The 23254-nt window shown below is 73.5% G+C and carries 19 protein-coding genes; 7 read left to right on the top strand and 12 right to left on the bottom strand.

Annotation, left to right across the window (positions count from 1 at the left end):
• The first annotated feature begins 49 nt into the window (after positions 1-49).
• A complete protein-coding gene (locus ABZ444_RS16595; RefSeq protein WP_357996869.1) occupies positions 50-1027 on the top strand; it encodes a YafY family protein in 978 nt (325 codons plus the stop codon).
• On the opposite strand, the gene ABZ444_RS16590 is transcribed toward ABZ444_RS16595, so the two are convergent.
• Together ABZ444_RS16590 and ABZ444_RS16585 are read right to left on the bottom strand one after the other, a co-directional pair.
• Entirely contained in the window at positions 1024-1767 is a 744-nt protein-coding gene (locus ABZ444_RS16590; protein WP_357996866.1) for a crotonase/enoyl-CoA hydratase family protein, read from the bottom strand. The genes ABZ444_RS16595 and ABZ444_RS16590 overlap by 4 nt on opposite strands.
• Positions 1768-1825: 58 nt before the next feature.
• The gene (locus ABZ444_RS16585) at positions 1826-3478 is read right to left on the bottom strand and encodes an acyl-CoA dehydrogenase family protein (protein WP_357996863.1); all 1653 of its coding nucleotides are present in this window, start codon (positions 3476-3478) and stop codon (positions 1826-1828) included.
• A gap of 31 nt (positions 3479-3509) precedes the next feature.
• On the opposite strand from ABZ444_RS16585, the gene ABZ444_RS16580 reads away from it, so the two are divergent.
• Positions 3510-4229, top strand: a complete 720-nt coding sequence (locus ABZ444_RS16580; protein WP_357996860.1) for a PaaX family transcriptional regulator C-terminal domain-containing protein — start codon at positions 3510-3512, stop codon at positions 4227-4229.
• A 20-nt stretch (positions 4230-4249) separates the two neighbouring features.
• Here ABZ444_RS16580 and ABZ444_RS16575 read toward each other — a convergent pair whose 3' ends face one another.
• The 3 genes from ABZ444_RS16575 to ABZ444_RS16565 form a co-directional block, all read right to left on the bottom strand.
• The gene (locus tag ABZ444_RS16575) at positions 4250-5278 is read right to left on the bottom strand and encodes a hypothetical protein (RefSeq protein WP_357996857.1); all 1029 of its coding nucleotides are present in this window, start codon (positions 5276-5278) and stop codon (positions 4250-4252) included.
• Positions 5279-5342: 64 nt separating this feature from the next.
• Positions 5343-6740, bottom strand: coding sequence for a glutamate--cysteine ligase (locus tag ABZ444_RS16570; RefSeq protein ID WP_357996854.1), 1398 nt, complete (start codon positions 6738-6740; stop codon positions 5343-5345).
• Positions 6741-6775: 35 nt separating this feature from the next.
• The gene (locus ABZ444_RS16565) at positions 6776-7486 is read right to left on the bottom strand and encodes an SDR family oxidoreductase (protein WP_357996851.1); all 711 of its coding nucleotides are present in this window, start codon (positions 7484-7486) and stop codon (positions 6776-6778) included.
• A 113-nt stretch (positions 7487-7599) separates the two neighbouring features.
• Here ABZ444_RS16565 and ABZ444_RS16560 point away from each other — a divergent pair, with 113 nt between their 5' ends.
• Positions 7600-8430, top strand: coding sequence for a helix-turn-helix transcriptional regulator (locus ABZ444_RS16560; RefSeq protein ID WP_357996847.1), 831 nt, complete (start codon positions 7600-7602; stop codon positions 8428-8430).
• Between the two features lies 1 nt (position 8431).
• On the top strand, positions 8432-9469 hold the full coding sequence (locus ABZ444_RS16555) for a zinc-dependent alcohol dehydrogenase family protein (protein ID WP_357996844.1): 1038 nt from the start codon (positions 8432-8434) through the stop codon (positions 9467-9469).
• 33 nt (positions 9470-9502) lie between these two features.
• On the opposite strand, the gene ABZ444_RS16550 is transcribed toward ABZ444_RS16555, so the two are convergent.
• A complete protein-coding gene (locus tag ABZ444_RS16550) occupies positions 9503-9991 on the bottom strand; it encodes a carboxymuconolactone decarboxylase family protein (protein ID WP_357964473.1) in 489 nt (162 codons plus the stop codon).
• 143 nt (positions 9992-10134) lie between these two features.
• On the opposite strand from ABZ444_RS16550, the gene ABZ444_RS16545 reads away from it, so the two are divergent.
• Positions 10135-10743: a response regulator transcription factor gene (locus tag ABZ444_RS16545; RefSeq protein WP_357964475.1), complete on the top strand. Its 609-nt coding sequence runs from the start codon at positions 10135-10137 to the stop codon at positions 10741-10743.
• A gap of 25 nt (positions 10744-10768) precedes the next feature.
• Here ABZ444_RS16545 and ABZ444_RS16540 read toward each other — a convergent pair whose 3' ends face one another.
• The 6 genes from ABZ444_RS16540 to ABZ444_RS16515 all read right to left on the bottom strand — a co-directional run bounded on the left by ABZ444_RS16540 (position 10769) and on the right by ABZ444_RS16515 (position 20032).
• Complete coding sequence (locus ABZ444_RS16540) at positions 10769-12760, bottom strand: prolyl oligopeptidase family serine peptidase (protein ID WP_357996841.1); 1992 nt, start codon at positions 12758-12760, stop codon at positions 10769-10771.
• Positions 12757-14463, bottom strand: a complete 1707-nt coding sequence (locus ABZ444_RS16535; protein ID WP_357996838.1) for an ABC transporter ATP-binding protein — start codon at positions 14461-14463, stop codon at positions 12757-12759. The genes ABZ444_RS16540 and ABZ444_RS16535 overlap by 4 nt, the downstream gene beginning before the upstream one ends.
• Positions 14460-16124: an ABC transporter ATP-binding protein gene (locus ABZ444_RS16530; RefSeq protein ID WP_357996835.1), complete on the bottom strand. Its 1665-nt coding sequence runs from the start codon at positions 16122-16124 to the stop codon at positions 14460-14462. The genes ABZ444_RS16535 and ABZ444_RS16530 overlap by 4 nt, the downstream gene beginning before the upstream one ends.
• Before the next feature lie 69 nt (positions 16125-16193).
• On the bottom strand, positions 16194-16325 hold the full coding sequence (locus ABZ444_RS16525) for a SapB/AmfS family lanthipeptide (RefSeq protein ID WP_352327332.1): 132 nt from the start codon (positions 16323-16325) through the stop codon (positions 16194-16196).
• A 4-nt stretch (positions 16326-16329) separates the two neighbouring features.
• A complete protein-coding gene (gene lanKC / locus ABZ444_RS16520) occupies positions 16330-18885 on the bottom strand; it encodes a class III lanthionine synthetase LanKC (protein ID WP_357996832.1) in 2556 nt (851 codons plus the stop codon).
• 127 nt (positions 18886-19012) lie between these two features.
• A complete protein-coding gene (locus tag ABZ444_RS16515) occupies positions 19013-20032 on the bottom strand; it encodes a histidine kinase (RefSeq protein WP_357996829.1) in 1020 nt (339 codons plus the stop codon).
• 294 nt (positions 20033-20326) lie between these two features.
• Here ABZ444_RS16515 and ABZ444_RS16510 point away from each other — a divergent pair, with 294 nt between their 5' ends.
• Entirely contained in the window at positions 20327-21307 is a 981-nt protein-coding gene (locus tag ABZ444_RS16510; RefSeq protein WP_357996826.1) for an aldo/keto reductase, read from the top strand.
• A gap of 38 nt (positions 21308-21345) precedes the next feature.
• Positions 21346-23025, top strand: coding sequence for a DNA polymerase/3'-5' exonuclease PolX (polX, locus tag ABZ444_RS16505; RefSeq protein ID WP_357996823.1), 1680 nt, complete (start codon positions 21346-21348; stop codon positions 23023-23025).
• The last annotated feature ends 229 nt before the right edge of the window (positions 23026-23254 follow it).

Here is a 23254-nt window from a genome sequence, read left to right as displayed (position 1 = left end):
GGAACATTCACGGAAAGGATCGTTCCTAGATTGTCGTCAGGATCGAAGAATGCTGGAAACCTCGGCGCGGCTGCTGCGCCTGCTGTCCCTGTTGCAGGCCCGGCGCGACTGGACGAGCACCGAGCTGGCCACCCGGCTCGGCGTCACCACCCGCACCATCCGCAACGACATCGGCCGGTTGCGCGCGCTCGGCTACCCGGTCGACGCGCGGCCGGGCGTGGCCGGCGGCTACCGGCTCGGCTCGGACGGCGCCCTGCCGCCGCTGCTGCTGGACGACGACGAGGCGGTGGCGGTCGCGATCGGCCTGCGTACCGCCGCGAGCGGCTCGATCGCGGGGATCGAGGAGACCTCGATGCGGGCGCTGGCGAAGCTGCAGCAGGTGCTGCCCGCGCGGCTGCGCCACCGGGTGAGTGCCTTCCAGGCGTACGCGCTGCCGATGCCGTCGCGCGGCTCGCAGGTCGATCCCGACGTGCTGACCGTGATCGCGAGCGCGTGCCGCGACCATGAGCGGCTCCGCTTCGACTACCGGGCGCATTCCGGGGCGGCCGGCCTGCGCTCGGTGGAGCCGTACCGCCTGGTGCACGACCGGCGGCGCTGGTACCTGGTGGCCTGGGACGTCGACCGGGACGCCTGGCGCACCTTCCGGGTCGACCGGATCGAGCCGCGGACGCCGACGGGACCGCGCTTCACGCCCCGCGAGCTGCCGCCCGACCACGAGATCACGGCGCGGGTGGCCCGCGGGGCCGGCGAGGCGACCTGGCGCTACCGCGCGCGGGTGATCGTGCACGCGCCCGCCTCGCACGTGCGGGACCGGCTGCCGATCCCGGTGGAGGTGCAGCCGCTGGGCGAGGACCGGTGCGTGTTCGAGCCGGGCTCGGACCATCCGGAGATGCTCGCCCTGCACCTGGGCATGCTGGACGCGGACTTCACGGTCGTGGACTCGCCGGAGCTGGTGGCCGCGCTGCGCACGCTGACGAGCCGCTACCAGCGCGCGATCGACGCCGGCCAGGCCGAGCCGCCTCCTTAGGCGAAGTCGCCGTGGCGGCCCGCGCCGGCGGCGAACCTGGCGGCGCCGTCCGCCGCGTCCGGCAGCGAGACCAGGCCGTGGCGCAGCTCGTTGCGCATGGCCTCCGCCTCGGGCAGGCCGTGCTGCTCCAGCAGCGACATGCGGTCGCCGCGCAGGCACGCCTGCGGGAACGCGGCGATCCGCGCGGCCAGCTCCTCGGCGTGCCGCCGGGCCGTGCCGGTGGGCACCAGGCGGTTGACCAGGCCCATGTCACGGGCCTCCGGGGCGCTGACCGCGCGGCCGGTGAGGATCATGTCCATGGCACGGGAGGCGCCGACGAGCCGGGGCAGCCGCACCGTGCCGCCGTCGATCAGCGGCACGCCCCAGCGGCGGCAGAAGACGCCGAACACCGCGTCCTCCTCGGCCACCCGCAGGTCGCACCAGAGGGCGAGCTCCAGCCCGCCGGCCACGGCGTGCCCGGCGACGGCGGCGATCACCGGCTTGGACAGGCGCATCCTGGTGGGCCCCATGGGGCCGTCGCCGTCCTCGCCGACGTGGTTGTCCAGCGCCTTGAGGTCGGCCCCGGCGCAGAACGTGCCGCCCTCGCCCCACAACACCGCCACGGCCGCGTCGGAGCGCTCGAAGTCGCCGAACGCGTCCGTGAGCGCGTCGGCGGTCTTCCTGTCCACCGCGTTGCGCGCCTCCGGCCTGCTGATCACGACGGTGGTGACGGGCCCCTCGCGCTCGACGCGTACGGCCATGCGACCCTCCTCCGGGGAACGTGCGGCTTCGCCTCGGGGAAACCTGCCGAGCGTACCCTCAGGCGAGGGCCCCGGCCAGCAACGCGTCGAAGTGGTCGGCGGCCGGGGCGTCGATGCCGCGCAGCGGGCCGCGCTCGGCCAGGTGCGCCTCGGCGTACCGGCGGGCGACCAGGGCCTTGCGACCGTCGTCGAGGCCCCAGCCGGCCTGGTCCTCCAGCAGGGCGGCGGCGTAGACGTCGGCCATGAACTGGGCCAGCGGATAGAGGCGTTCCTCGGCGAGCGCCGGGTCGAGCCCGTGCCAGGCCTCGACGGCCTTGGACAGGTCGTCGATCCGCGCGTTCACCAGGTCGGAGGTGGCCAGGGCGCGCAGGCGGCCCAGGAACGGCACATGGGCCTCCTCGCGCAGCATGGCGCGGCGCACGTCCAGGCACAGGATGTTGTCGCCGCCCTCCCAGATCGGGTTGACCTGGGCGTCGCGCAGCAGCCTGGCCACCGGCCACTGCTCGATGTAGCCGTTGCCGCCGTGCACCTCGATCGCGTCGCTGGCCGCCGTCAGGCCGAGCCGGGCGGCGCGCAGCTTGATCAGCGCGGGCCCGAGCCGCAGCCGGGGGCCGACCAGGCCGTCGAACACCATCGCCTGGGCGGCCTCGACCTCGACGATCAGCTCGGCCAGCTTGCGGCGCATCAGGGGCTGGTCGATGAGCGGGCGGCCGAACGCCTCGCGGGAACGCGCGTAGCAGATCGACTCGACCAGGGCCCGCCTGGCCACGCCGACGCCCATCATGGCCACGCCCAGCCGGGAGGCGTTGGTGAGCTTCATCATCGTCCCGAGCCCGGAGCCGGAGCCCCGGCCGGCCAGCAGGAACGCCTCGGCCCCGGTGAACTCGACCTCGGCCGAGGCGACCGAGCGGGTGCCCAGCTTGTCCTTCAGTCGCCGGATGCGCACCCCGTTGCGCGAGCCGTCGCGCCGCTCCCACAACGCCAGGAACGGCGCCACCGACCCGTCGGGCGTGCGGGCGAGCACCACGAACGCCGAGCCGTTGGCGTTGGAGGCGAACCACTTGAACCCGGTCAGCCGCCACGCCTCCCCGTCGGGCTCGGCCCACGCCTCCAGGGCGGCCAGGTCGGAGCCGCCGGTGCGTTCGGTGAACATCTGGGCGGCCTCGCCGGAGTAGTAGCCGTCGGCGAAGATCTCCCGGACCCGGTCGCGCACGTCCGGCGGCGCGTGCTTCTCGGCCAGCGAGACCACCATGTCCCCGCCGGTGCCGAGCGCGCAGCCCATCCCGATGTCGGCCTGGTCGAGCAGGTACGTCCAGGCCGCCGCCAGCGCGGACGGGTCCGCCCCGTTCGCCCGTGCCTCCTCGGCGAACGACGGCGAGGTGAAGTTGTCCTCCATGAGCGCCGCGCGCGCGGTCCGGAAGGACGGCGGCATGACGACCCGGCTGACGTCCCTGCCCCACTTGTCGTACTTCTCCAGGCGGGGCGGGTTGCGATCGGTCTCCTCGGCGCACTCGGCGACCAGGCCGCCCATCAGCGCGCCGAGCCGTTCGAGGTGGGGCTCGGCCCAGGCGAAGCCGTCGCCGAGGTGGCGCCGCATGAGCAGGCGCAGCGTGGGGTCGCAGGTCCACCAGTTGCGCCCGGCCGCCCCCTGGTAGCGCTCGGTGGCGTAGCGGTCGCTGTGGTCGAAAGGTTCGATGAGATACCGGCCCATACTGGCGAGTGTTACATATAATCAACACGCGATGGAAGACCGTAACACCTCACTCAGCGCCCGGTCGGCGGTCCTGAGCGCGCTGCTGGGCAGCCACCCGCCCCGCCTGCCCGCCCGTCACCTGGTGCGCATCGGCGCGCTGTTCGGCATCGCCGAGGGCACGGTCCGGGTGGCGCTGTCGCGCATGGTGGCGGCCGGCGACCTGACGCAGCAGGGTGGCCGCTACACGCTGTCCGAGCGGCTCGTCGAGCGCCAGGCCCGGCAGGACGAGAGCCGCGACCCGCACACCAGGCCGTGGGACGGCACGTGGGAGGTGGCGGTGGTCACCGCCGAGCGGCGCGCCCCGGCCGACCGGGCCGCGTTCCGGCACACGATGTCCGCGCTGCGCATGGGCGAGCTGCGCGAGGGCACCTGGCTGCGTCCGGCCAACCTGGTGCGCGAGTGGCCCGAGACCGTCACCGCGCAGTGCACCCTGATCGACGGCCGCCCGCACCGCGACCCCACCCCGCTGCTGTGGGATCTCGACGGCTGGGCGGCCGAGGCGGGCCGGCTGGAGCGGGCGCTCGACCGGGCCGACGGGCTGGCCGAGGGCTTCCTGGTCTCGGCCGCCGTGCTGCGCCACCTGCTGGCCGACCCGCTGCTGCCCGCCGAGCTGCTGCCCGCGGGCTGGCCGGGAGCCGCCCTGCGGGCCCGCTACGACGCCTTCGACCACCGCTACCGCGAGGTCCTGCGCGCGCACATGGAGGGCTGAGCCTTCCATGTGCGCCACTGTCAGAGGGCGACGCCGAAGACGATGCGCTTGTTCCTGAACTCGGTGACGCTCCACAGCTTGCCGCCGCGCACCGTCAGGTCCTCGGGCCCGATCGGGTAGGGCCTGGTCAGCAGCTTGTCGGCGCCGTGGACGAGCAGCCTGCCGTTGGTGGCGGCGTCGGCCGCCTGGCTCAGGTACCACTTGCCGCCCCACGAGACCGCGCCCTGGATCTTGGGGTGGCCCATGACGAAGGCGTCCTTGGGCGTGCCGTCGGTCAGCGGCAGGTTCCAGCGGGCGACCCACCCGCCGGGATCGTTCTCCCGGTACTCACCCGCCACCAGCGCGGGCGTGCCGCCGCTGCGGTCGACCGACAGGAACGAGAAGTGCGGCCCGCCGCGCGCGAGCTTCCAGCAGTCGGTCTGCGGGAGCAGGTAGCGGTAGCCGAAGGCGTGGAACCTGCCGCCGGAGCGCCCGATGCGCGCGGGGTCGCCCAGGTCGCTCTGGGCGGTGCGCAGGTCGAGCAGGTTGCCCAGGTCGAAGACGCGCAGGCCGTTGTAGGTGTCGGCGACGTAGAGCAGGTCGCCGTGGCAGGCCAGGCCGCCCGCGTGCACGTCGATCGGCCCGTACGAGCCGTCGGGCCTGGCCTCGACCAGCAGCGCGTGCTGGTACTTCAGCGTCCGGGGGCTCAGGAACGACACCCTGATCCCCCGCTCGCCCGCCGCCGGCTTGAAGTACCAGCTCACCAGCAGCACCGGCACGCCGATGTTGCCGGACTCCTCGCCGCAGGTCACGCCCTGCGGGTACCAGTCGACCGTGTCCTGGTCTTTCGCGTCGAAGGCGTACCAGTCCGACGGCCTGGGCCGCATCGAGCCCAGCGCCGCCGTCGCGCCCTTGTGGACGGCGGTCCTGTTGGCGTGCGCCAGCAGGGCCTCGACCCCGGTCGCGCCGATCTCCTGGGCCAGCTTCGCCGCCCCCGTGGCCAACGTGCCCGTGGCCCGCGTTAACGCGTAGGGCGCCTTGTCGGCCGGTACCATCCCCGTCGCCGCCATATCTGCCTCACTTCGTCCGTCTCTCGGAGTAGTTTGACGGACGTGCGGCGGCATTTGTTGGCGTTCAGTCCCACAGGTGCACCGGCAGGCCCGACAGGGCCAGCTCGCGGTAGCGGCGCACGAGCCGTTCCCGGTCGCCGCCGAAGCGCGCCAGCGCCTCGCGCTGCCAGACCGCGCCGGTGCGCCGCAGCCGGGTGCGCTGGGCGACGACGTCCAGCGCGGTGTCGGCGTCGTGCGGGGTCACCCCGGCCGCCAGCAGCGCGGCCCGCGCCTCGGGCAGCAGCCTGAGCACCAGGTCGGCGGCCTCGAACTCGCCGTCCAGCCCCGGCCAGGTCAGCTTGGCCTCCAGCCCATCCTGGGCGGCGCGGTAGAAGTTCTGGTACGCCTCGGCGAACCGGTAGCCGGTCAGGTCCCGCTCGGCCTGCGACAGTGTCAGCCCCAGCAGGAACGCCGTGTTCGCGGTCATGTCCGCGCACGAGGGCCCGGCGGGCAGCGCGCGCATCTCGACCCGCAGGTGGCCGCCGTCGGCCGGGTCGTAGACGGGCCGGTTCCACTGCCAGATCGTGCCCTGGTGCAGCCGCAACTCGGGCACCTCGTGCGGCTCGGCGTCGTCGGACAGGTCGGGCACGATCGGCTCGTAGTCCTGGACGTACCGCTCGAACAGCTCGTGCGCGCCCTCCCGCACCCAGTCCGAGCCGAAGGTGACCCGCCCGTCCCTGCGCCCGCGCCGCTCCACGTCGCGGTCGTCGGCCGCCTCCTCCATCAGCGCGATCCGCGTCTCCGCCCACAACTCCCTGCCCAGGAAGAACGGCGAGTTGCCGCACGCGGCCAGCACCGGCCCGATGGCGAGCTGGGCGGCGTTGAACAGCCGGGCGAAGCGGTCGGGCGGCGTGCGGATGTGCACCTGCCAGGAGGTGTTGGCGCTTTCGAGGATCACGTCCTCCACCGACAGCTCCAGATCCTCGATCTTGACGAGGAACGGTTCCAGCCGCAGCCGCCTGATGCCCCTGCTCATGGCCCGGTAGCGGTTCTGGTCGCTCATCGCGCCGATGGTGAAGTCCTCGGCGGCCAGCGTGGGCAGGATGCCGATCGGCAGGGCGCCGCCGTCCTCGACGGCGGCGTCCACCTTGGTCACCGTCTCCTGGATCTCGGCCCCCATGCGCTCGAAGGGCGTGCCGGCCAACGGCATCGGGGTGAGGTTGACCTCGATGTTGAAGCGGCCCAGTTCGAGCACGACACGCGGGTCACCGAGCCTGTCCCGCACCTCGTCGTTGCGCGGCAGCGGCCGTCCTTGCGCGTCGACGAGGAACAGCTCCAGTTCGGCCCCGATCGTGGCCGGCCCCTGGCCGAAGCCAGGGGTTTCGAGCAGTTCGCGAAGAGTGCCGAGCTGCTCCCGGATGCGTTCTCCGAAGCGCGCGTACTCCGCCTCGGAGAACCGCTCTTTGTCCAGATCTCGTCCCATCGCCCCCTTCTGTCCAGTACGCACGTGTCCACACCTCACCAGCCGATCGGTCCGCCGTCCTCCAGGTAGGCGCCGGTCGGGCCGTCGGCGTCCAGGGTCGCCAGCCGTACGGCGATGGCCGCGCCCTGCTCGGCGGTGCGGAAGCCGGTGTGCGCGTTGAGGTCGGTCGCGCAGTAGCCCGGGTTGGCGGCGTTCACCTTGACGGAGGTGCCCATCAGCTCCTTGGCGTAGCAGACGGTGATCATGTTGAGCGCGGTCTTGGAGGAGTTGTAGGCGGCGAAGTTGATGTCCCACAACGGGCTGTCCGGTGTGAGCGCCAGGCTGATCGAGCCCAGCTCGCTGGACATGTTCACGATCCGGCCCGCCGGCGACCTGCGCAGCAGCGGCAGCATGGCGTTGGTCACGGTGACCACGCCGAACACGTTCGTCTCGTAGACGTCCCTGAACTCCTGCGCGGTGACGGCGCTCGGGACGCTCCCGTCCAGCCCGCCGGCGACGCCCGCGTTGTTGACCAGGATGTCGAGCGAGCCGTACTCGGCCTCGATCCACTTGGCCGCGGCGGCCACGCTCGCCTCGTCGGTCACGTCGATCCGCACGTACGGCAGGCCCAGCCGCCCGGCGGCGGCCCGTCCGCGCTCCTCGTCGCGGGCCCCCACGATCGCGGTGGTCCCCCGCTCCGACAGCAGCCGCGCGATCTCGTGACCGATCCCCTTGTTGGCGCCCGTGATCAGGGCAGTCGTTGTCATGGCCCAACGTTCTCCCAGGCCGGAGCGGGGACGGGAGAGACCCGCGGAAGCTGGGATCAGCGGTACCACCGTCGCGCGCCCGCACACCTGCCCCCAGGACGGAGGATGGAGGCATGAACCGCGACGAACTGGCCGGCTTCCTGCGCAGCAGGCGCGCCCGCGTCACCCCGTCCGACGTGGGCCTGCCCGGCGGCGGGCGCCGCCGCACGCCCGGCCTGCGCCGCCAGGAGGTGGCCCAGCTCGCCGGGATGTCGATCGACTACTACATCCGGCTGGAGCAGGGCCGGGGCCCGCACCCGTCGCGGCAGGTGCTCGGCGCGCTCGGCCGGGCGCTCATGCTGGACCAGGACGAGCGCGCCCACCTGTTCCGGCTGGCCGGCCAGGTGCTGGAGACGCCCCGGATCAGGCAGGACGTGCCCGCGAGCATCCTGCACCTGCTCGCCTTCCTGGAGGACGTCCCCGCCTACGTCCTGGACGCCCGCTACGACCTGCGCGCCTGGAACCCCCTCGCCAACATGCTCATGGGCGACCTGGACTCCCTGCCGCCCGACGAGCGCAACGTGATCCGCTGGGTGTTCATGTCGCCCGGCATCGCCGAGCACCTCTCCGACGAGGAGAAGAGCCGCTTCGCCCGCGCCGCGGTCGCCGACCTGCGCGTGGCCGCCGGCCGCTACCCCGACGACCGGGCGCTGCGGGCGCTGGTGGCCGAGATGCTGGCGCTCAGCCCCGAGTTCGCCGAGCTGTGGGCCAGGCACGAGGTGGAGGTGCGCAGGGAGCAGCGCAAGCAGGTCACCCATCCGGTCGTCGGCACGATCGACGCCATCTGCCAGGTGCTCCCGGTGCCCGACCGCGAGGACCTGCGGCTGGTGCTCTACACCACCGAGCCCGGCTCGCCCTCCCACCGGGCCTTGCGCGACCTGCGGCGACTCACTCTAAGCTCATGAGATGCGAGCGGTTGCCTTTGACGTCTTCGGCGGGGATCTCGACCTGCGCGAGCTCCCCGATCCCACCCCCGCGCCCGGCGGGGCGGTGATCCGGGTCGAGGCGACCGGGCTGTGCCGCTCCGACTGGCACGGCTGGCAGGGGCACGACCCCGACATCAAGATCCTCCCCCACGTGCCCGGTCACGAGCTGGCGGGCGTGATCGAGGCCGTGGGCCCCGACGTGCGCGGCTGGCTGCCGGGGGCGCGGGTGACCGTGCCGTTCATCTGCGCCTGCGGCACCTGCGCGGCCTGCGCCACGGGCGAGCAGCAGGTGTGCGAGCGGCAGACGCAGCCTGGCTTCACCCACTGGGGCTCCTTCGCCGAGTACGTCGCCGTCGACCACGCCGACGTCAACCTCGTCCCGATCCCCGAGGAGATGGCCTACGCCACCGCCGCCGGGCTCGGCTGCCGCTTCGCCACCGCGTTCCGTGCGGTCGTCCAGGTGGGCGAGGTGCGGCCGGGAGAGTGGGTGGCGGTGCACGGCTGCGGCGGCGTCGGGCTGTCGGCCGTGATGATCGCGGCGGCGTCCGGGGCGCGGGTGGTGGCCGTGGACATCAGCACCGACGCGCTGGAACTGGCCGAGCTGGCCGGGGCCACGCACTTCGTCAACGGCTCGGCCGGCGACGCGGCGGCCCAGGTCAGGGAGCTGACCAGGGGCGGCGCGCACGTCTCGCTCGACGCGCTGGGCAGCCCCCGCACGTGTGCGGCCTCGGTCGAGAGCCTGCGCAGGCGTGGGCGGCACGTCCAGGTCGGCCTGCTGCCGGGCGGGCCGACGCCGGTGCCGATGGCCCGCGTGATCGGCCACGAGCTGCGGCTGCTCGGCAGCCACGGCATGGCCGCGCACGCCTACCCGCCCATGCTGGAGCTGATCAGGGCCGGGATCCTGCACCCGGACCAGCTCGTCACCCGGACGATCGGCCTGGCCGACGCGGGCAAGGCGCTGGCCTCGATCGGCTCGGTCCCGGGCGTGACGATGATCCTGCCGCGCGCGGGCGCGTGAGGGCCGGGCCGCGTACGGGCGGGTGAGCCGGGCTCACTCCTCCAGCTGCACGCCGAACGTCCTGAGCACCAGCGCCAGCATGGCGTAGTGCGCGACGAGGACGACCAGCTCGATCCTGCGCACCTCGTCGTAGCGGTCGCACAGGGCCGCCCAGGTGGCGTCGGTGAGGTCGCCCGCGTAGTGGAGGTCGTCGGCCACCTGTAACACCAGGCGGTCCTCGACCGGCCAGAGGGCGTCGAGCTGGCGGACCGACTCGATCTCCACGTCGGTCAGGCCCACCTCGCGGGCGATGCGGGCGTGGTGGACCCATTCGTACGCGCTGCCGCTGTGGAAGGCGGTGCGCAGGATGGCCAGCTCGCGGTCGCGGGCCGGCAGCGTGCCGTTGAGCAGCGCGCCGCCGAAGCGCAGCCAGCCTTCGTAGACCGCGGGGTGCCGGCCCAGCGTCGTGAACACGTTCTGGGGGTTCGCCTGCTGAAAGTCGTCCCATTCCGCAGGAGGCAGGGGCTTCACTCGAGGCTTCATGGCCATGAGCATTCCCCAATGAGCGTTCACTTGTGCAGGCGGCGGCTTTACCGTCACTTAGGAGGACTTTCCACAGTGCGGGCTTTAGGTCAGGATTGAGTCGCCCGCAGGACGTTGCAAGCCTGGTCGACCGCAAGGACCCCATGGTGATTCGAACGTTGCTCGCTGAGGACATGAACCTGGTACGAGGGGCGCTCGTGGCGCTGCTGGCCTACGAGGAGGACATCGAGGTCGTCGCCGAAGTCGAGCGGGGGGACCGCATCCTGGCCGCCGCCCAGTCGTGCCGTCCGGACGTGGCGGTGCTCGACATCGCCCTGCCGGGCATGGACGGGCTCGCCGCCGCCGGTGAACTGCACGACAAGCTGCCCGGCTGCGGCGTGCTGATCCTGACCGGCGTCGGCACCCCCGGGCTGCTGAAGCAGGCGCTGGAGGTGCACGTACGGGGGTTCATGGCCAAGGACGCGCCGCCGGAGCGGCTGGCCGACGCCATCCGCCGGGTCGCCGACGGCGAGCGGGTCATCGACTCCGAGCTGGCCATCGCGGCCATGCGCCCCGAGGAGCCGCCGCTCACCCCCCGCGAGCTGGACGTGATCGGCGCGGCGGCCGACGGCGCCTCCATCGGGGAGATCGCCGCGTCGCTGTTCCTGGCCGAGGGAACGGTCCGGAACTACCTGTGCCGGACGACGTCCAAGCTGGGCGCGCGCAGCCGCATCGACGCCATCCGCATCGCCCGCGAGTCCGGCTGGATCTGACCTCCCTCCGCCCACCTCCGCCCGCTCAGGGCCGGGTGTGGGCGGCCAGGAAGGCCAGGACGTCGGCGGCGAGGGCGATGGACCGGCTGACGGCGCGGGCACCGTGGCCGACGTCGCGCTCGTGGCGCAGCAGGACGGGAGGCGAACCGGCGCCCTGGGCCCGCTGGGCCCACTGCATGGCCGCGCACATCTTGCGGGCGTGCATCGGGTCCACCCGGGTGTCGGCGGCCGAGACGGTGAACAGCGTCGCCGGGTAGCCGGCGTCCGGCCGGACGTGGTGGTAGGGCGAGTAGGCCATCAGCCAGGCCAGGTGGTCGGGGTCGGCGGGGTCGCCGTACTCGCCGGTCCAGGACGGGCCGAGGCCGCTGAGATGGTAGCGGGCCATGTCCAGCAGCCCGGCCGAGCAGACGGCGGCGGCGAACAGGTCGGGGCGCTGGGTGAGGGCCGCGCCGACGAGCAGGCCGCCGTTCGACTCGCCCCAGATGCCGAGTTGCTCCGGGGTCGTCCAGCCGTCGGCGACCAGTTTCTCGGCCGCGGCGACGAAGTCGTCGAAGACGTTCTGCTTGCGTTCCAGCATGCCGTCCCGGTGCCAGGACTCGCCCTCCTCGCCGCCGCCGCGCAGGTTCGCGATGGCCAGCACGCCGCCGGACTCCACCCAGGCCAGCGAGTCGGCCGCGTAGCCGGGCATGAGGGGGATGCCGAAGCCGCCGTACCCGTTGAGTATCGCCGGGCGGGGGCCCGAGCCGGAGGAGAGCGCGACCACGACCATGCGCACGGGGGTGCCGTCGGCCGAGGTGTACTCGACGTGGTGGCTCTTCACGTCGGGCAGCGCGACGCGGCCGGGCGGGGCGGCCCACAGGCCGGCGGCGCCGGTGCGGGCGTCGTAGCGCCAGATCTCGGCGGGGGTGACGGCGTCGGTGTAGGTGAACCAGGCCTCGTGGCCGCCCTCGGGGCGGGAGCTGAGCGAGGCGATCGAGCCGCTGCCGGGCAGCGGCACCTCGCCCAGCCGCTCCCCCGTCCTGGCGTCGTGCACGGCGATCTCGCCGACCGCGTGGCGGGTCCTGGAGACCAGCAGGCGGTCGCCGTCCAGCAGGGTGAACGCGCCGAGCACCGCCTGGGGGTCCTCGGGCACCAGCTCGCGCCACACCTCGGGCTCGGCCGGGTCGGCCACGCACAGCCGGCGCCGGGGGGCGTTGCGGTCGGTGAGCAGGTACAGGCGGCCGTCGGAGGCCACCGCGCCCGCCGTGCGCACGTGCGCCCCCTCCTGGACGACCCGCAGCTCCGGCCGGGCCGGGTCGCCGCCGGCCAGGTCCGCCAGCCAGAGCGAGTTGCCGGCCGTGCCGCCCGCGGAGATCGTCAGCCAGCGGCCGTCCGCGCTGAGCTGCACGCCGTAGGAGACCGGCCCGCCGGTCAGGACGGGGACGTCGTCGGGGACGCCGAGCCGGTGCAGGTGCACGCCCTCGTGGAAGCGCACGTAGTAGAAGCCCTCGCCGCCGGGCAGCCAGGCGACCGGCGAGTAGCGGCAGCCGCCGATGGGGCCGTCCACCAGCTTGCCGGTGTCGACCTCCTCGACGTACAGGTCGGCCTTCTCGTCGCCGCTGCGCGAGATCTGGTAGGCGACCAGGCGGCCCTGCGGGTCGGGCTGCCAGTCGTCCAGGGTGGTCAGGCCGCTGGGGTCGCGGTCGGCCGGGTTCAGGAAGGGCCGGTCGTCGCAGTACAGGACCGGGTGCTCCTGGCAGCCGGTCTGCCGCAGGTGGAAGCGCCGGCCGCCGCGCCACACGGGCGGGGTGACCAGGCCCGTGACGCTCAGCTCGGTGAGTCTGGCCAGGAAGCGCTCGCGGTCCGGCAGGCGCGCGGCGGCCTCCCGCCACAGCCGGTCCTGCGCGGCCAGCCACTCCCCGGTCCGCGGGTCGAGGGGGTCCTCCAGCCAGCGGTACGGGTCGGGGATGTCGCGCCCGTGGAGGCGGTCGGTGACCGGTTGACGTTCGGCGGGCGGGTACTCGTCTGCAAATGTCATGACACGGGCTCCGGTTGCCAGTGGCCGGCCAGGTCGGCGTACAGGGGCGAGACCCGGATCAGCTCGTCGTGCGTGCCGATCGTGATCCGGGGTCCGTCCATGAGCAGGACGCGGCGGGCGCGCAGCGCGGAGGTGAGGCGGTGCGCGACCACGATGAGCGTGCCGCCCCTGGCCGCGAAGGCGTTCTCGGCCAGGGCTTCGGCGGCGGGGTCCAGGTGACAGGTGGCCTCGTCCAGGATGACCAGCGGGGCCTGTGTCAGGTGGGCGCGGACGAGGGCGATGAGCTGGCGCTGCCCGGCCGACAGCGCCGCCGGGTCCAGCGTGGCGTCGTACCCGCCCAGGCCCTCGATCAGGTCCGTGGCGCCCAGGGCGGCCACGGCCTCGTCCAGGCGGCCGGCCCCGGGCGCGAGGTAGGCGAGGTTGTCGCGCAGCGTGCCGCGGAAGACGTACGCCTCCTGGGGGATCAGCACGCGGGCGGCGGGGTCGGCCCGGTCGGCGGGGACGCCGCCGACCAGCACCTCCCCCTCGCCGGGCCGCAGGATGCCGCTGAGCAGGGCGGCGAGCGTCGATTTGCCCGCGCCGCTCGGGCCGACGACGGCCAGGTGGTCGCCCTCGGGGACGGTGAGGTCGAGGCGGTCCAGGACCGGCGCCGAGTGCGGGCCGTAGGCGAAGGAGACCGACCGGAGCGTGACGCCGCCGCCGGACGGGCGGACCTTGGGCGGGGCCGGCGGCTGGGGCGGCGCGGCGGCGGCGATGCGGCGCAGCGTGGCCACGAGCCGCACGCCGCTCACCCCGAGCCCCTGGACGAGCCCGCCGAGCGCGGGGGCCAGCGACTGGGTGACGTAGGCGAGCGCGCCGACGATCACGCCGGGCCGGGCGCCGCCGTCGAGCAGCCAGGGCGTGCCGGCGAGCAGCAGGACGACGGGCAGCCAGCCGCCGACGGCCAGCGCGGCGGTGCGCACCGCGGTCACCCTGGCCAGGGCGCGGGCGGCGTCGCGCTGCGCGCCGACCTGGCGGGCCAGCCGCTCGTCCTCGCGGTCCTGCAGGCCGCACGCCTCGATGTCGCGCAGCCCGGCGGCCGTCGCGGTCATCGACCGGGCCAGCTCCTCGTCGGCCAGCAGGAACGCGCGCTGCCGCCGGGCCAGCGCGGGCAGCGAGGCCAGGAAGAACGCCAGCCCGGCCGCGAACGGCGGCAGCACCAGCACGAGCGTGCCCGGCGCCAGTGTCAGCAGCCCCAGCACCACGCTGACCAGCGTGAAGGCGAACCCCCTGACCGTGGTGACGACGGCGGCGAAGGCGTCCCTGGCCAGCTCGACCTGGAGCCCGGCCCGCGCGGTGGCCGCGCTGTCGGGCCGCTCGTCGAGCGGGCGGCGCAGCGCTCCCTGCACCACCCGCGTCAGGAGGTCGTCGCGGAACGGCTCGGCCACGGCGGCCACGGCCAGCACCACCTGGCGGGCGCCGACGGCCGAGACCAGCCACGCCAGGCCGAGCGCCGCCAGCCAGGCCAGCCCGGTCAGCGGCCTGGCGCGGGCGAAGCCGTCCTCGATGGCGCGGGCGACGGCGTGCCCGACGAGGAAGGCGGGCGCGGCCTCCAGCACCGACCAGAGCAGGATGGCGACCAGCCGCCGTGGGTCGCGGACGAGCGCCCGCCGGAACCCGGCCGGCGCGTCGGTGACCGCGGAGACGCCGGCGGCGGGGGTCATGGGCGGGCCTCCTGGAAGACGGCCCGGTAGGCGGGGTCGCGCCACAGCACGTCGTGTGGGCCGGCGGCGCGCACCCGGCCCTCCTCCAGCCAGACGACCTGGTCGGCACGGGCGGCGGTGGCCAGGCGGTGGGCGGTGATCAGGCGGGTGCGGCCCCTGGGGTCGCCGGTGAGCGCCCGGCTGACCTCGCGTTCGGTGACGGTGTCCAGGCTGGAGGTGGCGTCGTCGAGCACCAGCAGCCGATCCCCCCGCGCGAACGCCCTGGCCAGGCCGAGCCGCTGCCGCTCGCCGCCGGACATGGGGGTCTCGGCCAGCGGCGTGTCGTAACCGGCGGGCAGCCGGCGGACGAACCCGTCGGCACGTGCCGCCAGGGCGGCCTCCCGTCCCGCCTGGGAGCCGGGGACGGCGCTGATCGCCTCGCCGACGGTGTCGCCGACCAGCACCGGCCGCTCGAAGGCGTAGCCGATGGCCGAGCGCAGGCCGTCGCGGGTCAGCTCACGTAACGGGACGCCGTCGAGCAGCACGTCCCCGCGTTCGGGGTCGGCCAGCCGGCCGGCGAGCGCGGCCAGCAGGGACTTGCCGGAGCCCGACCGTCCCACCACGGCGGTGACCGTGCCGCCGGGGATCGTCAGGTCGCCCACGGTGAGCCCGTCCGCGGCGACGTCGCGGAACTCGACCGTGCCGGGGCCGGACGGCAGCGCGCGCGTGCCGTGCCGGACCGGGGGCAGGGTGAGGACGTCGGCGACGCGGGCGGCGGCGGCCCGCGCCCTGGCCAGGCCGCCGACGTAACCGAGCGAGGTGCTGAGCGCGGCGCCGAGGGCGGCGTAGCGGGCGGCGGCGTACAGGTCGCCGACGGTGAGCCGCCCGGCGGCCAGCATGAACCCGCCGGCGGCCAGCACGGCGACCTCCAGCAGCGGGATCATCAGCCCCGACCGGACCCCGGCGGCGGCGTTCGCGCGCCACAGGGCCATGCCGTGCGCGCGCAGCCGGGGCAGGGGCGCGAGCACGCGCCGGGCCTCCTGGCCGGCGGTCCCGGCGGCGGCGATGGTGCGGGCGCCGTCGAGTGCGTCCACGAGGCGGGCCGCGATCTCGCCCTGGACCTCCTGGTAGCCGCCGGAGATGACGGTCGTGGCGCGCAGGAAGGCCCGCAGGACGAACACGATGAGGACGATGCCGGCCGCGAGGGTGAGGGTCAGCAGCGGATGGATGAGGGTGAGCGCGACCAGGGCGCCGACGGTCGGCACCAGCAGGGCCAGGGCGCCGGTGACCGTCTCGGGGGCCCGTCCGGCCTCCTCGGCGTTCAGTCCGGCCCGGGTGACGAGTTCACCCTCGGGGAAGCGGCGGGTGGCGGCCCGGCCGACGCCGAGCACGTGCCGCAGCACGCCGAGCCGCAGCCGGGCGGCCGCGTACGCGCTGCTCGCCCCTCTGGCCCAGCCGCCGAGGCTCTCGCAGAGCACCACCACGGCGACCACGCCCGCGCACAGCGCCAGGGCGGTGGCGGCGTCCGGCGAGCGGACGAGGAGCAGGTCGATTGTGCGGCCGACGAGGAACGGGACGGCCAGCTCACCGGCCGCGCCGGCGACGGCGGTGACCGCCAGCACGGCGGGCCACGGGCCGCAGCGCCGTACGGCGTCCGTCACCAGGCGGTCTCCCGGTCCCACCTGCCGGCCTCCTTCAGACTCGGGAGGTCCCCGCGCCACCACGAAACGGCGCGGGGACCCTGACAGCTATCAGTGGCAGAGAGCGACACTGAGGTTGCTCGGGTGACCCGAGTGACACGTGAGAGCAGTGAGCGAGCTGCCGCCGCTGGCCACGTCGCTGGCCGCGGGAGCCTCCAGACCCTGCAGGTCGAGAAGAACCATGTTCTTACACCTCCTTCCGCGGTTGATCATGCGCAGGCCGCTCTGGTGCGGCCTCCAGGAACGGCAGGCGTGCCGGCTGGTCTCCCAGCACCGCCCCGAGGGCGAACAGCACGCCGGCCGTACCGGTCGCGAAATCCATGGACAGGCGCAACAGCCCGTCGCCGGGGAAGGCCAGGCCGCCGCCGTACGGCATGGCGTGCCAGCTCAACCCCTTGATCAGCTCGCGGGCCACCGGATCGCCGGCGAGTGCCGCGATGATGCCCGCGCGGCCGGTGAACAGCCCCGGCTGGACGAAGAACCCGGCGCGGGCGACCAGCTTGAGCCGGTCCAGCTCGGCGGCGAGTTCGTCGTCGTCGCGGTGCGCGAGATGACGTCTGAGCACCATGGCGATGCCCACGGAGCCCTCGTCCAGGTAGGGCAGCATCCGCCAGCCCTGGTTCACTTGGAGCGAGCCGTCCTCCGAGGCCCGGCAGCGCCGCAGGTCCTGCCTGAGCGCGATCTCGGCCAGGTCGAGCAGCGCCCGGTCGCCGGTGTGCTCGTAGGCGTGCAGGAAGAGCAGGGCGGAGCCGGACGAGCCGTACATGAGGCCGGCTCTGGGGTTGTTGCCGCCGCTGATCTCGGGCACGTCCTCGGGGCCGCCGAGGCGGTCGGCGCAGATGTCCACCGCGCGCATGGCGTGCCCGGTCAGGGCGGGCTCGGTCCGGCCGAGACGCAGGAGGTTCAGCCCGATGCCGGACAGGCCGGAGAACAGGGCCGTCTCCAGGCGGTCCCACTGCTCGCGCAGGGCGATGTCGACGACGTCGAGCGCGTCCTGGCGGTGCCCGAGCCGGTCGAGGACGTGGGCGATGCCGTGCAGGCCGTCGTACAGGCCGATGCCGGAGCCCGCGGCGGGACGCAGGGCGCGCTCGCGCAGCCAGGTCTCGTACTCGGGGAAGGGTCCGAGGCCGGTGGCCGACAGGGCGAGCAGCACGCCGGCCGCGCCGGTCGCCACGTTGAGGCCGCCGCCGGGCTTGAACTGGGCGACGTCGCCGGGGAAGAGGCGGTCGTCGCGCTCGGGGGTCGCGGCGGCCCGGATGGCCCGGCACATCGCCTCCCGCAGCTCGGCCCAGGTGGCCGTCCCCGGTATCGGCACGGGGGTCTCCACGGCCTGGTCACCCGCGATGGTCGCGGCGGCGGTGTCCATGAAGGCACCGGGGACGGGGAAGGTCTCCTTGACGATCCGCGCGAGATGGACGATCTTCGGCCGGTGGATCGGCAGCATGATCGTGCACTGCGGGGCGAACAGGGCGAACCGCAGGCAGGCCAGCGCGTACCGGTCGACCTCGACGCCGTGGCGGTCGCGTGGGGCGGCGAAGGCGGGATGGGCCAGCGCGGCCCTGGCCCGGTCGGCGGCGAGGGTGGCGACCTCGTAGTCGATGAGCACGACCCGGCCGTCCTGCGTGAGCAGGATGTTGTCGGGGTGCAGGTCGCCGAAGACGACACCGCGTCCGTGCAGCGACTCGACGGCCTCCTCGACGCTCTCCACCGTCGTGGTGGCCCAGGCGGTGTAGTCGGCGAGGTCCTGCTCGTCGCAGGTGGCCCGGGTCAGCGGGAAGCGGTGCACCAGCCGCCGCTGGAGCGGGGTGCCGTCCACGAACTCCTGGACGAGGAAGTGGTGGCCGCCGATGGCGAAGTAGTCGCGCAGCTCGGGGGCGGCGGGCAGGCCGGCCAGGCGGCGCAGCATGTCGCGCTCGTGTTCGAGCCTGGCGACCGCGTCCCGGCCGGCCACGTCGAGGCCGGCGTGCGGCCTGGCCTCCTTGAGCACCACCTGTTCGCCGGTACGGGTGTCGCGGGCCAGGTAGACGCCGCCGCCGTTGGAGAAGTGCAGCACGCTCTCGATCCGGTACGGCAGCCCTTCCATGGTCACCGCGTTGCGCGCGGCCAGGTGGGGTTCGAGGAACTCGGGCAGCGTCGTCCAGGGCGGCACCGAGAACGTCGCGCCGCGCACGTCGGGGATCAGCTCGCCGTCGCCGTCCTCGACGGCCAGCACCCGCTCCCCGGAGGGGGACAGGCAGTGCCGCTCAGCGAACCCGCCGTACCGGACGAACATCGGCCCGTCGCCGTAGCGCAGGTCGCTCAGGATGTACGGCCCCTCGACGCCGCGCAGCAGCTCGTCGAGCTCCTTGAGCACGAGTTCGAGCTGCCCCTCGTCCCGGGGGTAGATGGTGACCAGCTTGCCGCTGGACGCCCGGGAGGCGGCCTTGGAGTTGACCATGACGAGCACCGCCGGGCCGCGCAGGAACTTGAAGGCGACCCCGCGGGGCACGCAGTAGTCCCACACGGTGTCGACGACCTTCTCGGCGTCCTCGACGCGGGCCGACACGTGGATCTTCCAGCCCTGGGTCGGCAGGGGCGCCTCGCCGGTGGGCATGTAGTACGCCCAGGTGTCACTGAGGTCGTGGGCCCAGCCGTCGGGGACGGGCCGGCGCAGGTGGGCGAAGTCGGCGTCCGCCGCCGTGCTGTGGTCGGGAGTGTCGTAGAAACACTGGTCCACAAGGCAGTAGAGCTCGTACTTGTCCATTTGGCGCGGCCCTCCGAGGCGGTGTGCTTAGAGCCTGCCGCACCCGCGCCGGGTCGGACTAGTAACACGCAACATAAGCCATATATGGCTATGGAATGCGCTTTGATGCGTTTTTCACAAAAGGTAATTATATGCGCGGGGCATAAACACTGAACGAGAATTCCCCGCTGCGCGACGTGGACGCCTCCAGCCAGCCGCCCAGCGCCGAGACGCGTTCGGCCAGGTTGAGCAGGCCCTGACCGGCGTCTCCCGGCCGGCGCGGCGGGCGGACGCCGTCGTTCCTGATGGACAGGCGGACGACGTTGTCGCGTTCCATGAGCTGGATCCAGCACTGTCCGGCCTCGGCGTGCCGCAGCACGTTCGTCACACCCTCGCGCAGCGCGTGTGTGAGGGCCTCCTCCACGTCGGGGTGCAGGTCACGGCAGGCCACCCTGATCTGGCAGCGCACCCGCGCCGACTCCAGCAGCGCCCGCGCCGAGCCCAGCTCGGCCGCCAGCGAGGAGCTGCGCAGGCGGCCGTGCGCGACGGCCCGGACGTCGGCCGACAGGTCGCGCAGCAGTTCGAGCGTCTCGCCCACCTCCTGCCGGGCCTTCTCGTCGCCTTCGGCCACCAGCCGCTGGATGAGCTGCGCCTTCAGCGTCAGGACGGTCAGCCGGTGCCCGACCAGGTCGTGCAGGTCGCGGGTGAAGCGGCGGCGCTCCAGCGTCACGGCCTGGCGCATGACGTCGGTACGGGCCCCGGACAGCCGGCGCACCCGGGCCAGCAGGCTCAGCAGCGCGAACTCCACGACGCCGATCAAGGGGGTGACCAGCGCCCACACCGGCTCGACCTGCCAGGAGCCCGGCGCGGCCAGCAGCACCGGCCCGCACGACAGCGCCAGCGCCACCAGCACGACCGACCTGATCCGGGACGCGACCACGAGCAGCGCGCCGGCCAGCAGCCCGCACACCGGGGTCCAGGCCGGCCCGAGCACCGCGAGCGGCACGTACGTGAGCCACGCCTGGACGGCCACCAGCCACCACGAGCCGGCGCGCCGCGCGGGCTCCTCCAGGACGAACCTGCCGTGCAGCGTGAGCAGGACGGCCAGCGCCACCGACCCCTCGACCACCAGCCCCGACCCGGCCAGCCCGGCCTGCACCGGGATCACCAGCCCGACTCCCCCCGCCGCCAGGCCGAGCCCGCCGGCCCAGCCGAGAGACGCCAGGACGTGTGCCTTGGAACGTAATCGAGGCGCCGGGCCACGGTCTGTGGCGTCCACCTCACCCCCGGTGTGCGGTTGACGTGACGGGACAGTACGCGTGGCGAGTGCGCTCACCGCTCCCTCGTTCCTCTAATCGACCTGACACGGCCACCTTATGTAAAGACCGAGGCCGCTTCCGGACACGCTGACTTCCCACCCCACAAGGGGTTAGGCAGTTCATATCAGTCATAGGGTGTCGGTATGGATTACATGCGACTTGGCACCACAGGTATGAAAGTTTCTCGCATCTGTTTGGGGATGATGAGCTACGGCGATCCGGCCCGCCAGGAATGGGCGCTGCCGGAGGAGCAGGCCGAGCCGATCATCCGGCGGGCCGCCGACGCGGGCGTGACGTTCTTCGACACCGCCGACATCTACAGCCGCGGCCGGAGCGAGGTCGTCACCGGCGCCGTGCTGCGCCGGATCTTCCCCCGCCGCGAGGACTACGTGCTGGCCACCAAGGTCTACTTCCCGATGGGCCGGGGCGCCAACGACGGCGGCCTGTCGCGCAAGCACATCCTCTCGGCCGTCGACGCCTCGCTCGCCCGGCTCGGCACCGACTACGTGGACCTGTACCAGATCCACCGGTGGGACGACGAGACGCCCATCGAGGAGACCATGGAGGCGCTGCACGAGGTGGTCAGGTCGGGCCGGGCCCGCTACATCGGCGCGTCCACGATGTGGGCCTGGCAGTTCGCCAAGGCCCAGCACGTCGCCGAGGCCAACGGCTGGACGCGGTTCGTCTCGATGCAGAACCACTACAACCTGCTCTACCGCGAGGAGGAGCGCGAGATGCTGCCCCTCTGCGCCGACCAGGGCGTGGGCGTGATCCCGTGGAGCCCGCTCGCGCGCGGCGTGCTGGCCAGGGCGGGCGCGGCGGGCCCGCAGGCCGCCGCGACCGCCAGGACCGGCTCCGACGCGCGCATCGACTTCCTGTACGACCCCGACAACGACCGGCGCATCCTCGACCGGGTCGCCCAGCTCGCCGCCGAGCGGGAGCTGCCGGCGGCCCAGATCGCCCTGGCCTGGCTGCTGCGCCAGCCGGGCGTCACCGCGCCGATCGTCGGGGCCACCAAGGACGGTCACGTGGACGACGCCGTGGCGGCCGTCGGGGTGGAGCTGACGGACAAGGAGCTCGCATTCCTGGCCGAGCCGTACCGGCCGCGTGAGGTCAGGTTCTGAGCACCGGGATTGTCGGTCGGAGATCCTAAGGTAGGGGCATGCGGGCTAATGAGGAGGCGGCGGCGGCGCTGCAGGAATACGCGGAGCTGTTCGCGCTGAGCGGCGGCGACGCCTTCCGGGTGCGGAGCTACCAGAAGGCGGCCAAGGCGATCGCCGGGTTCCCCGAGGACATCGCGGAGGTCGACGTGCGCGGCGTCCCCGGCGTCGGGGAGGCCATCGCCAAGAAGATGGAGGAGTTCCTCCAGCGCGGCAGCTTCCGGCAGCTCGACGACCTGCGGGGCCGCGTGCCCGAGGGCGTGCGGCGGCTCACCCGGGTGCCCACGCTCGGCCCCAAGACGGCCATCATGCTGTTCGAGGACTACGGCATCGACTCCACGGTGGCGCTGGGCGAGGCCATCACCTCCGGCCGGCTCGACGGCGTCAAGGGCCTCGGCCCCAAGACCCTGGCCAACCTGCTCAAGGGCATCGAGCAGCTCGAGCAGTCGGGCCGCCGGGTGCACATCGGCGTCGCCATGGCCCTGGCCGAGCAGGTCATCGGCTCGCTCAAGGCCGAGCGCGTCGCGTACGCGGGGTCGCTGCGGCGGATGAAGGACACGATCGGCGACATCGACATCCTGGCGGTGGCGCCCGAGTCGATCATGGCCGACTTCCGCGCCCAGCCCTACGTCGCCGACGTGATCGCCGCGGGCGAGAAGAAGACCTCGATCCGCACGACCTCCGGCGTCCAGGTCGACCTGCGCCTGATCCCGGCCGGGTCGTGGGGCGCGGCGATGCAGTACTTCACCGGCTCCAAGGAGCACAACGTGGCCATCAGGGAGATGGCGGTGAAGAAGGGCTGGAAGCTGTCCGAGTACGGGCTGTTCGAGGGCGAGCGGGTGATCGCCGCGGAGTCCGAGGAGGACATCTACGAGGCGCTCGGCATGCAGTTCGTGCCGCCGCCCATGCGGGAGGACGGCGGCGAGGTCAAGGCGGCGCTGCGCGGCGAGCTGCCGGTGCCGGTGGAGCTGGCCGACCTCAAGGGCGACCTGCACACCCACACCGACCTCACCGACGGCATCGCCTCCCTGGAGGACATGGTGGCCGCCGGCGCCGCGCGCGGCTACTCCTACTACGCGGTCACCGACCACGCGCCCGACCTGGCCATGCAGCGCATGACCCTGGACAAGGCGCTGGAGCAGCGCGGGCGGGTGGCGGAGTTGCAGAAGCAGTATCCGCACATGCGCATCCTGCACGGGTCGGAGCTCAACATCGCGCCCGACGGGTCGGTCGACTGGCCCGGCGAGGTGCTGCGCGAGTTCGACGTGTGCGTGGCCTCCGTCCACTCGCACTTCGGCATGTCACGGGAGGAGATGACCCGCCGGTTCATCGCCGCCTGCGAGAACCCCTATGTCGACATCATCGGCCATCCGACCACCCGGAAGATCGGCAAGCGGCCGCCGGTCGACGCCGACTGGGACGCCGTCTTCCGGGCGGCCGCCCGTACGGGCACCGCGATGGAGATCGACTCCTACCCCGACCGCTCCGACCTGCCGGCCGACCTGGTGCGGCTGGCCAAGCACCACGGGGTGAAGTTCTCCATCGACAGCGACTCGCACGCGATCCCCCACCTGGCCCACCAGCGGTTCGGGGTCGGGATCGCGCAGCGGGCCTGGCTGACGGGCGACGACGTCATCAACACCTGGCCCCTCGACCGCCTCCTCACCTTCCTCGGCCGCTAACCCTCCACCCGTCCCGCGGGCGGCGGGCGTCGGGGTGCGAGTCGGGCGCGGCCCGCACCCAGCGCGGGCCGCACCCGAGCCTCGACGGGGGCATCCGCCGCAGATGGTCACGGCCCTTCTCCAGGAACGGGCATCCACCAGAATTCTGCTCTCAGATTCGGACTTAACACCCTAAATCGGGACATTTGCCGCAACCTTAGAGCGGAAGTGCCCCCTGAAGCGGGGGCTA

The organism is Nonomuraea sp. NPDC005730, from assembly GCF_040630865.1.
In the GTDB taxonomy this organism is placed as follows: Bacteria; Actinomycetota; Actinomycetes; order Streptosporangiales; family Streptosporangiaceae; genus Nonomuraea.
This window is presented reverse-complemented; position numbering and strand designations above follow the sequence as displayed.

Coding starts and splice junctions, on each gene's coding strand:
- ABZ444_RS16525 (WP_352327332.1), bottom strand. CDS start 16,325: ATGGTTCTTCTCGACCTGCAGGGTCTGGAGGCTCCCGCGGCCAGCGAC.
- polX (WP_357996823.1), top strand. CDS start 21,346: ATGCGGGCTAATGAGGAGGCGGCGGCGGCGCTGCAGGAATACGCGGAG.
- lanKC (WP_357996832.1), bottom strand. CDS start 18,885: ATGGACAAGTACGAGCTCTACTGCCTTGTGGACCAGTGTTTCTACGAC.
- ABZ444_RS16585 (WP_357996863.1), bottom strand. CDS start 3,478: ATGGGCCGGTATCTCATCGAACCTTTCGACCACAGCGACCGCTACGCC.
- ABZ444_RS16540 (WP_357996841.1), bottom strand. CDS start 12,760: ATGACATTTGCAGACGAGTACCCGCCCGCCGAACGTCAACCGGTCACC.
- ABZ444_RS16590 (WP_357996866.1), bottom strand. CDS start 1,767: ATGGCCGTACGCGTCGAGCGCGAGGGGCCCGTCACCACCGTCGTGATC.
- ABZ444_RS16580 (WP_357996860.1), top strand. CDS start 3,510: ATGGAAGACCGTAACACCTCACTCAGCGCCCGGTCGGCGGTCCTGAGC.
- ABZ444_RS16535 (WP_357996838.1), bottom strand. CDS start 14,463: ATGACCCCCGCCGCCGGCGTCTCCGCGGTCACCGACGCGCCGGCCGGG.
- ABZ444_RS16570 (WP_357996854.1), bottom strand. CDS start 6,740: ATGGGACGAGATCTGGACAAAGAGCGGTTCTCCGAGGCGGAGTACGCG.
- ABZ444_RS16560 (WP_357996847.1), top strand. CDS start 7,600: ATGAACCGCGACGAACTGGCCGGCTTCCTGCGCAGCAGGCGCGCCCGC.
- ABZ444_RS16545 (WP_357964475.1), top strand. CDS start 10,135: ATGGTGATTCGAACGTTGCTCGCTGAGGACATGAACCTGGTACGAGGG.
- ABZ444_RS16510 (WP_357996826.1), top strand. CDS start 20,327: ATGGATTACATGCGACTTGGCACCACAGGTATGAAAGTTTCTCGCATC.
- ABZ444_RS16550 (WP_357964473.1), bottom strand. CDS start 9,991: ATGAAGCCTCGAGTGAAGCCCCTGCCTCCTGCGGAATGGGACGACTTT.
- ABZ444_RS16575 (WP_357996857.1), bottom strand. CDS start 5,278: ATGGCGGCGACGGGGATGGTACCGGCCGACAAGGCGCCCTACGCGTTA.
- ABZ444_RS16595 (WP_357996869.1), top strand. CDS start 50: ATGCTGGAAACCTCGGCGCGGCTGCTGCGCCTGCTGTCCCTGTTGCAG.
- ABZ444_RS16555 (WP_357996844.1), top strand. CDS start 8,432: ATGCGAGCGGTTGCCTTTGACGTCTTCGGCGGGGATCTCGACCTGCGC.
- ABZ444_RS16565 (WP_357996851.1), bottom strand. CDS start 7,486: ATGACAACGACTGCCCTGATCACGGGCGCCAACAAGGGGATCGGTCAC.